Origin of the sequence: Acinetobacter tjernbergiae DSM 14971 = CIP 107465 (assembly GCF_000374425.1) — a bacterium.
GTDB classification, from domain to species: Bacteria; Pseudomonadota; Gammaproteobacteria; order Pseudomonadales; family Moraxellaceae; genus Acinetobacter; species Acinetobacter tjernbergiae.
Genome location: NZ_KB894367.1, coordinates 1 through 13,481, shown reverse-complemented (window position 1 = coordinate 13,481; position 13,481 = coordinate 1). Strand labels below are relative to the sequence as shown.

At 36.6% G+C, this 13,481-nt stretch carries 13 protein-coding genes and 1 pseudogene; 12 read left to right on the top strand and 2 right to left on the bottom strand.

Annotated features, from left to right (window positions below; genetic code table 11):
* Window positions 1-47: 47 nt before the first annotated feature.
* Window positions 48-1,568: a jacalin-like lectin gene (locus tag C502_RS0111635; protein WP_018678992.1), complete on the bottom strand. Its 1,521-nt coding sequence runs from the start codon at window positions 1,566-1,568 to the stop codon at window positions 48-50.
* Window positions 1,569-1,925: 357 nt separating this feature from the next.
* Between C502_RS0111635 and C502_RS19540 the strand changes: the two genes are divergently transcribed.
* From C502_RS19540 to aroC, 10 genes are all read left to right on the top strand, one after another.
* Complete coding sequence (locus tag C502_RS19540; RefSeq protein ID WP_023274591.1) at window positions 1,926-2,141, top strand: hypothetical protein; 216 nt, start codon at window positions 1,926-1,928, stop codon at window positions 2,139-2,141.
* Between the two features lie 14 nt (window positions 2,142-2,155).
* Window positions 2,156-2,635 (top strand): hypothetical protein, encoded by a 480-nt coding sequence (locus C502_RS19535; protein ID WP_228129337.1) that lies wholly within the window; start codon window positions 2,156-2,158, stop codon window positions 2,633-2,635.
* A 563-nt stretch (window positions 2,636-3,198) separates the two neighbouring features.
* Window positions 3,199-3,504, top strand: coding sequence for a YcgL domain-containing protein (locus C502_RS0111625; protein WP_023274589.1), 306 nt, complete (start codon window positions 3,199-3,201; stop codon window positions 3,502-3,504).
* Complete coding sequence (locus C502_RS0111620; protein ID WP_018678990.1) at window positions 3,497-3,883, top strand: hypothetical protein; 387 nt, start codon at window positions 3,497-3,499, stop codon at window positions 3,881-3,883. Before C502_RS0111625 ends, C502_RS0111620 begins: the two co-directional genes overlap by 8 nt.
* 41 nt (window positions 3,884-3,924) lie before the next feature.
* Window positions 3,925-4,776, top strand: coding sequence for an AAA family ATPase (locus C502_RS0111615; RefSeq protein WP_018678989.1), 852 nt, complete (start codon window positions 3,925-3,927; stop codon window positions 4,774-4,776).
* Between the two features lie 12 nt (window positions 4,777-4,788).
* Window positions 4,789-5,976 (top strand): vWA domain-containing protein, encoded by a 1,188-nt coding sequence (locus C502_RS0111610; protein ID WP_018678988.1) that lies wholly within the window; start codon window positions 4,789-4,791, stop codon window positions 5,974-5,976.
* A gap of 36 nt (window positions 5,977-6,012) precedes the next feature.
* On the top strand, window positions 6,013-7,218 hold the full coding sequence (gene trpB / locus C502_RS0111605) for a tryptophan synthase subunit beta (protein ID WP_018678987.1): 1,206 nt from the start codon (window positions 6,013-6,015) through the stop codon (window positions 7,216-7,218).
* 171 nt (window positions 7,219-7,389) lie between these two features.
* Complete coding sequence (gene prmB / locus C502_RS0111600; RefSeq protein ID WP_018678986.1) at window positions 7,390-8,403, top strand: 50S ribosomal protein L3 N(5)-glutamine methyltransferase; 1,014 nt, start codon at window positions 7,390-7,392, stop codon at window positions 8,401-8,403.
* Window positions 8,404-8,414: 11 nt separating this feature from the next.
* Window positions 8,415-8,780, top strand: coding sequence for a hypothetical protein (locus C502_RS0111595; protein ID WP_018678985.1), 366 nt, complete (start codon window positions 8,415-8,417; stop codon window positions 8,778-8,780).
* 15 nt (window positions 8,781-8,795) lie between these two features.
* The gene (gene aroC, locus C502_RS0111590) at window positions 8,796-9,887 is read left to right on the top strand and encodes a chorismate synthase (protein ID WP_018678984.1); all 1,092 of its coding nucleotides are present in this window, start codon (window positions 8,796-8,798) and stop codon (window positions 9,885-9,887) included.
* 79 nt (window positions 9,888-9,966) lie between these two features.
* On the opposite strand, the gene C502_RS0111585 is transcribed toward aroC, so the two are convergent.
* A complete protein-coding gene (locus tag C502_RS0111585; protein ID WP_018678983.1) occupies window positions 9,967-11,196 on the bottom strand; it encodes a GGDEF domain-containing protein in 1,230 nt (409 codons plus the stop codon).
* Between the two features lie 333 nt (window positions 11,197-11,529).
* On the opposite strand from C502_RS0111585, the gene C502_RS0111580 reads away from it, so the two are divergent.
* Both C502_RS0111580 and C502_RS19530 read left to right on the top strand, forming a co-directional pair.
* The gene (locus C502_RS0111580; RefSeq protein WP_018678982.1) at window positions 11,530-12,279 is read left to right on the top strand and encodes a TenA family transcriptional regulator; all 750 of its coding nucleotides are present in this window, start codon (window positions 11,530-11,532) and stop codon (window positions 12,277-12,279) included.
* A gap of 122 nt (window positions 12,280-12,401) precedes the next feature.
* Window positions 12,402-12,652 (top strand): annotated as a pseudogene (locus tag C502_RS19530) (phage/plasmid replication protein, II/X family); the annotation flags it as partial.
* Between the last annotated feature and the right edge of the window lie 829 nt (window positions 12,653-13,481).

Sequence of the window (13,481 nt, the reverse complement as noted above, 5' to 3'; positions counted from 1 at the left end):
CAAAAGCTATCAATTTGATAGCTTTTGTTTTACTTAAATTTTAAAAATTACTTTTTCCAAATAGCTGGCAATAATTTGGCGTATACCACACCAAATTGATCTAAAAACTTACCTGATTTTCCTCTAAATCCTGCTACAAAATATCCATCTGGAATATTGCAAGTGAAAGCACCGCCACCATCTCCGCCACCAGAAATACTCTGACCGTTCGTTGCTCCAAATTGAAGTTTATCTATATAGCCACCAGCTCTGCCAGATATTGCATTTACCCAAACTCCTAATGTTAATTGAAGGTCATAACTTCCACCACCACCACTACCACCGTGCTCATTAGTGTAAGTTCGTTGTACTGGGTCAGAGCATTCAAATGTAGAAACAATTTTATCGACATATTTACCCGAATAAAGTTTTACATTTATTAAGCGAGTCTTTTTCTGAAAATATGAGCTTTGATTAATATCATTGAATACTGAACCACCAGAACCACCATATGAGTCAGAATCCTTGAAATTAAACTGTAGTAGAGGTTTGCCGTATTTCAATGAAGGTAAATCGGGAAGTAAAAATTTATTGATTGGGTCATAAGTATATTCTTCTTGTTGTGATTTTAATTTTTGAAAGTCATTTAGCGCTGACTCCAAGACTTTATTAACTTGACTATCACCTGAGTAATCATAATGTTTGTAAATTGATTCAATATTTTCACATTGATTGATCAACTCATTTATATCAATTCCTTTTTTGGTGAAGTCTCCAGTAGGATCAGTAAAATAAGCTACATTTCTTCGAACTTGATCTAATACATTTGCAGGAAAATCTGGTACGTGATCATAACTTGTAGATTCATAAGATATAATCGCAGGATTATTAATTTCTTGATCAAAAAAAGTTAAAGCGTAATTAATAATATTATCTTGTGAAGGTAAGTGTGGATCCTTGAGACCAGATACTATTTGTTGAAAAGTAACCGTAGATGATGATGCTTTACATACCTTTTCTAATTTCATTTGAAAGTCGGCAGATAAACTCCCTCCAAATAAAGATATACCACTTGCGGATAATTGTGTTTCTAAAGTAGTTCTCTGCTCACTTGTTTCACATATGAATGCATATACAGCATAATATTCAGCTCCAGTAACCAATGACGAAATATATGAATCACCATATTTTTTTACAAAGTCTTTGACTTCTTCATCGGTTTTTGGAACTTTAATTCCACTTTTTAAAGCCACATTATTTGTTCGTGTCACATTTTGTTTGTCAGATGCTTTTACAATAATACATAAACTTTCTTTGGTCAGACTAAGCTGATTAACAAAGTTAACTTTTGCTTCACCCGAGAATCCACCATAGCCTGCTGAAACTGATGAGGAAATATTTAAAGCAGAGTAAGTTTGTTGAAGAGATTTAGTAACTATATATTGTAGTTCGCTTACCCCAGAGTGGACTAATGGGTTGCCATCAATAGCAGTATTTAGTGCTTGGGCTGTAACATTATTATATCCTTGAAACATTGAGGAAGCAGAAGAGTTTAATATTGAACCTTCAAGCTCTTGTTTAGAATTCATGACATTTTCCTTATTTGTTGAATTAATTATTTTATATTTTAAGTTTGCCATTTTTTATAGGCGTAATTTTTATATCAAATTAAATTTTATAAGTATATAAATATTGTGTTTAATTTTTGAAAAATGAAACTTTTTGATATAAGTTGTTTTTTAGATTAATTAAATATGATTTTTAGTTATTTTAAATTGGGTTTGGAAGTTATTTTGTTATTAAAAGAATTTAAAGTATTTTGGGTTTGAAAGTATGTATAAAAATAGTAGTTTTGAACATCATTAAATAGATTGTAAATAATTTCAATATTTAGCCTTAATCTGACTGTAAGAATAGCCATAATACCCAATCTATTGGGGCTTTTCATGTCTGAAACAGGTCGAAAAACGAAAAGGATTACATATAACCTTGAACGTGGACGTTTGTATTTAGGTAAAGACCGAGGCAATGTTGATATGAATGAAATGATCAGACAGATCAATAGTCCTAAAGTCCAAGAAATGGTTAAAACTAAGACTTTGTACGGTTATAACGGTCATGAAATCCGTAAGCGTTATGGGAGAATCCGTCTGATTCAGTGATTATTGATGATAAGGTGGTTTATTTTGAACGGTCATTTAGAACAATCGAAGCTTATGCTGATAAAGACGGTAATATCACACATGTCACTGAGTTTTTAGATAATAAATCTGGCGAATATGCGCGTACTCAGTATCAAGCACGAGTAGGTGACTTTAGTTCAGCACAAAACTATAAGAAGGCTGGCTTAGGCCTGATTCCTATAGGCTTCTATGGCTTTGACTATGTGACACAGCCAAACTACACAACAAATGTTGGCAACGATCAGCTATTTGATGGCTTGGCCATTCCAGTTGAACAAGATGGATTGATTGCGTCTCGTATGATGAATGACTCAGAAGCAATGCTTGTAAAATATCGCAAAAGCCAAAATGCTGATGTAACAGGTAGTGCAACGTCTTTTATACAGCTTTTAAATCATCGTCTAATTTATGGGCGATTGCAACTACAGACTTGTGTGAGTTTGAAAGTGCATAATCAGTTGCTTACTGTTTAAATTCAGGACTAAAACGTTTGGCTATTTCTTGTATCTCCAGAGTTAACGTTACGTTATCTTTAGAGGGAAGTAATGTCCATTATTTTGGCTAGGATCATCTTGTGTAGGTCACTAGAGGCGTTGTGATTTTCGATTGGGATAGGTTTAGTGTTCATAACGAATTTATTTTGATTAAGTTACAAAATCAAGTTAAGCATAAATAATCTTCAAATTTATTCTTTATGGACAAGTCGCTTTAACCTAGAACTAAGTACAGACTATATAGTCAAAAATAAAGCACCTCATGCATCCTTGATGGGTGATTTAGAATTGAATAAATTGTCATAATTGCTAAAATATATCTTAGTCCTTGTTTCCATTTTGTTTTTGTTTTGCATCTATTTTGCAAGGCTGAGATTATTGTTATAAAAAACAGTTATCTACATGGTATTTTATTTGATGCTAAGTAGTGCGTTAACATTCGTTAATGTACCGATGTTTTTTTTCATGTATGCTGTTTAAGGACTGTTGGAATTGAATGAACTGCCAACAGCCTCTAAGATTGATAAGAGTTGTGAGTAAACATGCACTGCGATATTTATAGATCAAGCAAGAAAGACGAAATGTATATGTATATTGCTCGTCCAAACTATTCTGCTGATACGGAACAAGAAAATCCTTTTGAATCTGTTCCTGAGACTGTTTTACAAGCATTTGGCAAAGCAACTTTTGTAATGCATTTAGAGCTGCATAATGAGCGCAAACTCGCACGCGCAAATGTATTACATGTCTTAGACTCATTACAAACCAAAGGCTTTTTTATTCAAATGCCGCCAGAAGGATTGATCAATCCAAATGCGGTAGCGCCAGAGGGGTTGCGTGGTGCTTGAAACGATAACTGCAATTTGGTCTCACATTCTTTCGCTACTGGAACAATTTCCTGAAGAGAATGTTGCGATTATTGTTTATGTTACAGGTGCAATGATTGCTTTGTGGTGTTGGTATCGTTTGATGTCACGTTTACCCAATCCAATCGGCGGGATTCTATGGATTATTGCTTTTGCAATTCTTGTAACACCAACAATTTCGGAAGGGCCAAATTCAGCATTAGCACCTGCGATTTTTGGTTTGCTTTTTGGTGTGATCACTAAAGAGCATGTTTTAATCTGGTCAAATTTATCATTGATTCTATTTGTCATTGGTACAGGGTTATTGGTTGGCTTTTGTTGGTCAAAATACTCTGCAAATAAAACTGCACGTTCGGTTTAGATATTCACATAAAGTTAAAGATAGAAAAATAAGGTTTTCAAATGTCTGCTGATACACAACACTTCATTGGTACAGATCAATATATTGCAACTGATAGCTTAAAACTTGCGGTAAAAGCCGCACGTGCCTTACAAAAACCATTATTGGTGAAAGGTGAGCCAGGCACAGGTAAAACTTTGCTTGCAGAGCAAGTTGCAGAGAGTCTTGGTTTAAAGCTAATTACTTGGCATATCAAATCAACAACCAAAGCGCAGCAAGGGTTGTATGAATATGATGCTGTTTCACGGTTACGTGATAGCCAGTTGGGTGATGACCGTGTCTATGACATTAAAAACTATATTAAACCGGGTAAATTGTGGGAAGCATTTACCAGTGAAGAACGTTGTGTATTGTTGATTGATGAAATCGACAAAGCAGATATTGAATTTCCAAATGACTTATTGCATGAACTCGACAAAATGTCATTTTATGTTTATGAGACAGGTGAAACGATTACAGCAACACAACGTCCGATTGTGATTATTACTTCAAATAATGAGAAAGAATTGCCAGATGCATTCTTGCGTCGTTGTTTCTTCCATTATATTGAATTTCCTGATGAAACCACCATGCGTGAAATTATCGCAGTTCATTTCCCAAATATTTCAAACACTTTGGTCAGTGAAGCATTGCAAGTGTTCTTTAAATTACGTGAAGTCACCAATTTAAAGAAACCACCATCAACCTCAGAGTTAATTGATTGGTTAAGCTTGCTCATGGCGGATGATATGCCAGAAGATGTATTGCGTAATCATGATAAATCAAAAGCAATCCCGCCACTGTATGGTGCGCTGATTAAAAATGAACAAGATGTACAATTGCTTGAACGTTTAGCATTTATGTCACGCCGCTAAGAGTGTTTACCAATGTTTGTGCGATTGTTTTACACCTTACGCAAATATGGCGTACCTGTTACAACTCGTGAGCTGATTGATCTTAATCAGGCGGTTGCTTCAGGACTTGTGTTTGCAGATCAGGAAGAGTTCTATCAATTGGCTAAAACAATTTTAGTCAAAGATGAGCGTTTTTTTGATAAGTTCGATCGTGCTATGAAAGACTACTTTGATGGCATTGAAACTTTTGATTTGGACGAGTTACTCAAACAAGTTCACAAGTTACCCAAAGATTGGTTTGATCTTGAGTTACTTGAAAAGCATTTAACCCCTGAGCAACGTGAAGAATTAAAAAAAGCAGGTTCTCTCGAAGAACTGATGAAAATGTTGGAAGAACGTTTACGTGAACAACATAAAAAACATCAGGGCGGCAATCGTATGATTGGTACGGGGGGAACGTCACCTTTTGGTGCTTTTGGTGATCACCCTGAAGGTGTTCGCATTGGTGGGCCGGGGCGTAAACGTTCGGCTGTAAAGGTGTGGGAGCAGCGTAAATACCAAAATCTTGATGATGATCAAGTTTTAGGAACACGTCAGATGCAAATTGCTTTACGCCGTTTACGTAAGTTTGCTCGTCAAGGCGCGGCTGAAGAGCTCGATGTTGATGGTACTATTCGTGAAACTGCTAAACAGGGTATTTTAGACGTACAGCTTGTGCCTGAACGCCGTAACCGTATCAAAGTTTTGATGTTATTTGATGTCGGTGGCTCAATGGATGCCTATATTGCTGAATGTGAAAAGTTATTTAGTGCAGCCAAATCGGAGTTTAAAACCCTAGAATACTTCTATTTCCACAATTGTCTTTATGATTATGTATGGAAGGATAACCACCGTCGTAGTTCGACCCGTATGAATACATGGGATTTATTTCATACCTATGGTCGAGACTATCGTGTAATTGTAGTCGGTGATGCCAGTATGGCACCATACGAATTAAAATCAGCAGGTGGTTCAGTCGAATATATGAATGATGAGGCTGGAGAAGTATGGTTAAGACGTTTACGTCAGCACTTTGATAAAACAGCTTGGCTGAATCCTGAAATGGAAGGTTATTGGCATTACACCCAGACCATTAACTGGATTAAAGATATTTTTGAAAATCATATGTATCCAATGACATTAAAAGGCATTGAGGATATGACCCGTTATTTGTCTCGTTAGCGTTTATACGCATACTTTATAAGAATAGGAGGAATCATGGAACATCAAATTAATGGGATTGCTTTACCGAATGAAGCAGGTTTCTTTGGTAATTTTGGTGGTCAGTTTATTCCTCCTCATTTGAAAGAAGCGATGGATGAAATTAATGCGGCGTATGAAGAAATTCGTCATACACCTGAATTTCAAAATGAATTGAATGACTTATTTAAAAACTATGTAGGTCGACCAAGTCCATTATTTCATGCGAAGCGCCTGTCCGATCAACTCGGCGGTGCTCAGATTTATCTAAAACGCGAAGACCTCAACCATACTGGTGCGCATAAGATAAATCACTGTTTAGGTGAGGCTTTGCTTGCCAAGTATATGAGTAAAAGCAAAGTCATTGCCGAAACGGGTGCAGGGCAACATGGTGTCGCTTTAGCCACAGCTTGTGCATTAGTGGGTATTCCTTGTGAAATTCACATGGGGCAAGTCGATATTGAAAAAGAACATCCCAATGTCGTGAAGATGAAAATCCTTGGCGCGAAATTGGTTTCAGTTACACAAGGGACTGCCACATTAAAAGATGCAGTGGATAGTGCCTTTGAAGAATATCTAAAAGACCCTAAAAACTATATTTATGCAATTGGTTCAGTGGTTGGACCACATCCATTTCCGAAAATGGTACGAGACTTCCAGTCGATCATTGGTAATGAAATCAAGATCCAGTCAAATGAGCGTTTTGGGCAAAATCCTGACTATGTTGTTGCTTGTGTTGGTGGTGGATCGAATGCCATTGGTGCATTTACTGCATTTTTAAATGTACCAGAAGTGAAATTAGTGGGAGTAGAACCCGCAGGTCATGGTTTAGATACAGATAAACATTCTGCAACGCTCACTTTGGGTAAGCCTAGTCAGATTCATGGTATGGCATGTTATGTACTTGAAGATGAAAATGGTGAACCGCTACCTGTACATTCTATTGCATCAGGATTGGACTATCCGGGTGTTGGCCCACAGCATAGTTTTCTAAAAGAACTTGGTCGTGTGCAGTATGAAACGGCAACTGATCAAGAGTGTTTAGATGCCTTTATGACACTTTCGCGTGTTGAAGGCATTGTTCCTGCTTTAGAAAGTTCACATGCAGTCGCTTGGGCGATACGTGAAGCACCAAAAATGGAGCGGAATACCAAGATTGTGGTGAATCTATCTGGTCGTGGTGATAAAGATGCTGATTATGTGGCTGAAAAATTAAGCCTATAAGTTTGAGTTTTCCAATATTTATGACTGAAAAACCACTTCATTCAGATGAGGTGGTTTTTTTATTGTTAAATTAGGCTGAATCCTGTTCTAAACGGGTTAAAGCGTTGCTTTGCTTTTCTAGGCTCAGGTAAAATAAACCGTTTTGCAATTAGCACTTTTGGAGACGCCTAAGTGGAGCGACCTACGATCAGCCCTGAACATATACAAGAAGCGGCTGAAAATTTAGTAACCATTCGAGATTTTATTCGTTTTGGTGTAACAGCACTTCGTCAATATGATGCGCACTTAGGTCAAGGTACTGAAGATTATTTTGCAGAAAGTTCAGCACTCGTTTTGCAAACCCTTTCTCTTGAGTGGAAAGCAGATGCAGAAATCTTAGATGCGAAACTGCTCCCAACTGAAAAAGCAGAGTTCTTAAGTTTATTAGAACGTCGAATTAATGATCGTATTCCAACATCATATTTATTGAATTTGGCTTATTTCTGTAATAAACCATATTATGTAGATGAACGTGTACTGATTCCTCGTTCACCAATTGCCGAATTGATCGAACAACGCTTTGCGCCATATTGCTTGAATGAAAATGGTCAAATGCTTGAAGCATTGAATAACTTACCTGAAAATACCCACCCAAAAACACCTCAACGCATTTTAGATATGTGTACAGGTTCAGGTTGTATTGCGATTGCTTTAGCTTATGCATTTCCAGATTCTGAAGTGGATGCAACTGACATTTCCAAAGAAGCTTTGGAAGTTGCATCCATTAATGCTGAACATCATGACAAGCAATATCAAGTTGCTTTGCTTGAGTCTGATTTATTCTCAAAAATTCCTGCTGAAAATCAATATGATCTCATCGTAAGTAATCCACCTTATGTGGATGCAGAAGATATGGCAGATTTACCAGAAGAATTCTTACATGAGCCTGAACTTGCACTTGCAGCGGGTCAAGATGGCTTAGATTTAGTCCGTAAAATGTTAGCACAAGCGGCTGACTATTTAACTGAAGATGGATTAATTGTAATTGAAGTCGGTAACTCTGAATGGGCAATGCGCCAAAACTTCAATACTGTTGATTTCCACTGGTTAACGTTCCAAAAAGGTGGTTCTGGTATTTTTGCATTAACTGCGGAACAATGCCGCCGTTATAAAGACATCTTTCAACAATCTGTTGAGCAGATCTAGAGTCATACATCATGCCAATTGCAGACATTCTACTTACAATCAAACCTGATTTAAATCAAACCCAAATTCAGCAGTTTGAAGATGGTTTGATTTTATTAAAAAATCAGTGGAATCAAAGTGATATTGATGCAATTAACTCAGAGGTTTTTAAACAAGAAGTCTGTCAGCAATTTGATAAACTACTTATAAACTTAGGGTATGATGAATTTGATCCTGATGCCACAGAGCCATTGGTTCATTGTCTTTATTTAGTCTCGGATTATAAAAATCTGATTGAATATATTGTCCTAGCTTATCGTCAACTATGTGATGAAGATGTTTTAGGGCAGGTCTATGAATTAATGCTAGATGAAATGTGCGACCGTTTTGATGAATAAAATATAGGTTAAAAAATGGCAGGAAATAGTATTGGTCAGTTATTTCGTGTGACCACATGTGGTGAGTCACATGGTGCGGGCTTGATGGCAATTGTCGATGGTGTACCACCAGGTCTTGAACTTTGTGAAGCAGACTTACAAAAAGATTTAGATCGTCGTAAACCAGGTACTTCTAAGTTTGCAACGCAACGCAAAGAGCCAGATCAAGTTGAGATCATTTCTGGGGTTTTTGAAGGAAAAACGACAGGAACATCAATTGGTTTATTAATTCGTAATACAGACCAGAAATCAAAAGACTACGGTAATATTGCTCAGACTTTTCGTCCGGGGCATGCAGACTATACTTATACACAAAAATATGGCTTCCGTGACTATCGTGGTGGTGGTCGTTCAAGTGCTCGTGAAACTGCAATGCGTGTTGCTGCGGGTGCGATTGCAAAGAAATATCTTACTGAGAAATTTGGTGTTGATATTCGTGGACATGTAACACAAATTGGTAATGAAATTGCTGAAAAATTAGATTGGTCTGAAGTGCCGAATAATCCATTTTTCTGTGGTGATGTTGATGCTGTTCCTCGTTTTGAGCAACTTGTCACGTCATTACGTGAGCAAGGTACAAGTTGTGGTGCAAAACTAGAAATTGTTGCTGAAAAAGTTCCTGTTGGCTGGGGTGAACCAGTATTTGACCGTTTAGATGCTGATATTGCTCATGCAATGATGAGTATCAACGCAGTGAAAGGGGTTGAGATTGGTGATGGTTTTGCCGTTGCAGGACAATTCGGGCATGAAACGCGTGATGAACTGACGACAGATGGTTTCCTTGCTAATCATGCAGGCGGAATTTTAGGCGGAATTTCGAGTGGTCAAACGATTCGTGTAGCAATCGCATTGAAACCAACAGCAAGTATTACTACACCAGGTAAAACCATTACGATTGATCGTGAGAATACAGATGTACTCACCAAAGGTCGTCATGATCCTTGTGTGGGTGTTCGAGCGACTCCAATTGCTGAAGCAATGCTCGCGATTGTACTAATGGATCACTTCCTAAGAAATCGTGCGCAAAATGCAGATGTTATCCCACCATTTCAACCAATCGAATCGTAATCATTTTTGCACACTTGCGCCCAAAGGGGCGTAAGTGTGTTCCTTATTTTATACAATTTAACTGTCTTCATCTGCTACTTCATAGAGTTTCAGAAATCGTTTGATCAACCGTTGCGATATGATATTGATTTCGACCATTACTTTTTGCTACATATAAGGCATGATCAGCTTTAGAAATAAACTCGGATAGACTGTCATTTAAATGCGGAATCATGGTTGCAACACCAACACTGATCGTAACGTATTTGGAAACACTACTTCGAGGATGAGCAATTGCAATGTTACGCACCAATTCCATCAAACGTTGAACTTGGATAAGTGCTTGTTCTTTGTCAGTCATCGAAAATAAGAGTAAAAATTCTTCACCACCATAACGTGCCGCAAGATCCCCACTTCGAGACGAAATAGAGCCTAACAGAATGGCAATACGTCTCAGACATTGATCACCTTGAATATGCCCTAAAGTATCGTTGTACAGTTTAAAATAATCAATGTCCACCATCATAATGGTAATCGGAACTTCATGGCGAATTGAACGTTTCCATTCATTTTCCAGAACCTCATCTAAATATCGTCTATTTGCCAAACCAGTCAAAGCATCTTGTTGCGATAGAATAGAAAGCTGTTGTGCTTGGCGCATCAGTTCAAGCCGATTTAACTCGATCATACAATTTTGTAGGTAATTTTCTCGATGTTGTCGATCGATTGCATAAGCTAATGCCATACCAAGAAAACTACTAAAGGTATAGGTTCGATTTAAATAAGTCCAATCAATAGAACCGTGTAGCCAGATACTTGCCACAATACCAATGAGCCCACCAAACCATCCAGCAAACATTGCGGTATAAAACCGCATTCCGACAAAACCATAAATAATAACAACTGCATACATCATTGCAGCATGGAAGAATACATTATTATGACCTTGTTCTAATACATTAATCAGGGTGAATGTAAGCGCAACAGCACCTGTCGCCCCTAAACAGACATAATGATCAAACCATTTATTCATTGAGGGTGCAAAAGAAAGTAACCATGCAAGAACAATGATCATACCCACCCAACCATAATATGCGATCCATTCGGAACGCATCTCGATTGGTAAGATTTCATAAGTACCAAAACTTAAATAGGAGTATAGTCCCAAAATGATAGGGGCACGATAGCGAAATTCATGTGCAGCTTCAGTTCTATACTGATCTTTATAGATATTTTCTAATTCTTTAGGAAACCAAACCAAATTTAATCCACGAGAGATTAACAAATCAATTTGTTCTTGCCCCAACAGATTGGATGCTTTTAACTTCATTTTATCTTCACCGCCCCCAATGTTTTTATAAATGTAAATAGGGATTGTTTTAACTACGTTACACTGAATTTAATAAAATGTGTATTAGATTACATAAAATTAAGAATTTTTATGATAACTAAATTTCATTATTCAGTATTCACTCTGTCTTTTGGTGTAAAATAAATCTATACCAGTAATATAATGATTAAATTTAATAAAATGCTACACATATAAAAAATGTTACAAATTAAATAACAATCATTGTATATTTATTGTATTAAGATACAATTTATAAAAAGTACAATCATGGAATATGGTTGAAATAGGTCATACGAAATAGGATGCATCGAAATGACTATCATAAAGCAGCAATACGGAACAAAACTAGAAATTACAACTCATTCAGAATGGTCTCAGCAATTTTGGGATGAACTTTTACCTGTAAAAGAAAAAGTTAGTAAGCACCCTCTATTTCAGGACATGGCGAATGGAAATTTAAACCTCGAATGTTTTCGCTCAGCACTTTTGAACTTTTATCCTTTAGTTGCTCATTTTCCATCTTATATGGCTGGAGCCTTGGCTAAAGCAACAAATTTTTCTCTTGACGGGGTCACAGAAACTCGAGACTGGTTAATTCAAAATATTAAAGTTGAAGAACGCCATTTGCATTGGTACCAAGATTGGGCTAAAGGTTTTGGTTTAACTGTTGATATGTTAAATGAAGTTAGACCACCTGCTGCAATGAATGCTGTAAATCATTTCTTATGGGATATTAATTTTCGAGGAACTTTAGCAGAAAGTATCGCCGCAACCAATCTAGCGATAGAATGGGCGACGGGGGATTGGACAATACAAGTTTATAAAGGAATACAAACATATACAGAACATCCTGAAGTCAATATTAATAAACGCTCTTTGGCTTGGCTAAGAGCTCATGCTCATTATGATGATTTACACCCTTATGAAGCTATGGAGCTAATTAAGAGGTTATGCGATAAAGATCCAATTTTACAGAGGAAAGCGTTTTTTGCTGCAAAAGAAGGTTTAGCTTATTATGAGCTTGCTTTAAATGAATGCTATAAATTACAAAATAATAATTAAAAATACCGTATAAAACAGCTATTTAGTAGGGGTGCTAAGTAGCTGTTTTTCTAATAGATTTTAAAATTAAGTTAAATAATTTCTTTTCCCATCGAAATGTTAAAAAAACTATAAAGAACAATTCTAAGTTGGTTATTTACACCAATACTTGTAAACAAAGCTTTACCAAAGCTAATATAATAACGCATATAAATTCTATTGCTTAATGCATCAAGTTGGCTTTGAAGCTACTAAAAAATTATATGTTGAGCGTACATTTTATGATGCTTTAGAGCTTTTAAAAGCATGTGCGATTACTAAATTTCACCTTCAAAATCTTGCCAAGAATCCTAACGGTAAGGTCATTCCATTTGTACGCCTAATCGAACTCAAGAATTAGCGTTAAGCCGTTGCCTAAAAAAGATTTAACTCAGTCACAACAACCTCCAAAGCCTTGAGCATTTCGTTATGACAAAGGAAGTAGTTAAGGTTTATCTGAAAGAATAAGAGCTCAAGAACGTTGTTCAAAGCCTTCGATTGGTTGAGAAAATTCTTACTGATTTACAAAACGTTGAGCGTTATAACGCTGACGAAGATCAGTTAGAAATGGCTGTTGATTTGCTTAAATGCAATATAGGTAGAATAAAAACACTATATTAATCATGAGCTTATATCTAATAAAAAAATATATTAGTGCGTATAATATCCGCATTATGTTACTTAACTTCTTCGTTGTACAAATAGATCCACTGGAGAGTCTCCAGTGGATTTTTTGTCAATGATGCTATGCTCTCAGCAGCACTCGGATGTTATTTAACATCAATGCTCATTATGCGTATATCGAAAGTGCGAGGAGCGGAACGGAGCGGGGGTGCGACGCAAGGAGCAACAACCCGTCCACGTACCGCACCGCAGCACAGAATATTTTTTGATCGTTTGAGAAAGGGCACACTACTGTCTAATAGTGTGCCTGAGTTCGGAAAGTTTTTTGTATTTTGCTCTTTGAGCTATATATAACGGAGCTTTCAGTATTAATGAGAACGAATCGCAATAACAGGCTATTTTGATTGTTATTTGAACTTTTTACCTATCATTTCTTCTATGTTGTATTGGCTTTTGGGTGGTTCATATCCATCTGGTACTTGGTTATTTAAATCAAATATTAATTCTACATATTCAACTTTTTGATCTTTCCTTTTAAACTTTTCTTTTTCATGTTCTTC

What these genes read in the sequence shown, in the direction of transcription:
- C502_RS0111635 (WP_018678992.1), bottom strand. Translation starts at nt 1,568, where the DNA reads ATGAATTCTAAACAAGAGCTTGAAGGTTCAATATTAAACTCTTCTGCT.
- C502_RS19540 (WP_023274591.1), top strand. Translation starts at nt 1,926, where the DNA reads ATGTCTGAAACAGGTCGAAAAACGAAAAGGATTACATATAACCTTGAA.
- C502_RS0111625 (WP_023274589.1), top strand. Translation starts at nt 3,199, where the DNA reads ATGCACTGCGATATTTATAGATCAAGCAAGAAAGACGAAATGTATATG.
- C502_RS0111615 (WP_018678989.1), top strand. Translation starts at nt 3,925, where the DNA reads ATGTCTGCTGATACACAACACTTCATTGGTACAGATCAATATATTGCA.
- C502_RS0111610 (WP_018678988.1), top strand. Translation starts at nt 4,789, where the DNA reads ATGTTTGTGCGATTGTTTTACACCTTACGCAAATATGGCGTACCTGTT.
- trpB (WP_018678987.1), top strand. Translation starts at nt 6,013, where the DNA reads ATGGAACATCAAATTAATGGGATTGCTTTACCGAATGAAGCAGGTTTC.
- C502_RS0111595 (WP_018678985.1), top strand. Translation starts at nt 8,415, where the DNA reads ATGCCAATTGCAGACATTCTACTTACAATCAAACCTGATTTAAATCAA.
- aroC (WP_018678984.1), top strand. Translation starts at nt 8,796, where the DNA reads ATGGCAGGAAATAGTATTGGTCAGTTATTTCGTGTGACCACATGTGGT.
- C502_RS0111585 (WP_018678983.1), bottom strand. Translation starts at nt 11,196, where the DNA reads ATGAAGTTAAAAGCATCCAATCTGTTGGGGCAAGAACAAATTGATTTG.
- C502_RS0111580 (WP_018678982.1), top strand. Translation starts at nt 11,530, where the DNA reads ATGACTATCATAAAGCAGCAATACGGAACAAAACTAGAAATTACAACT.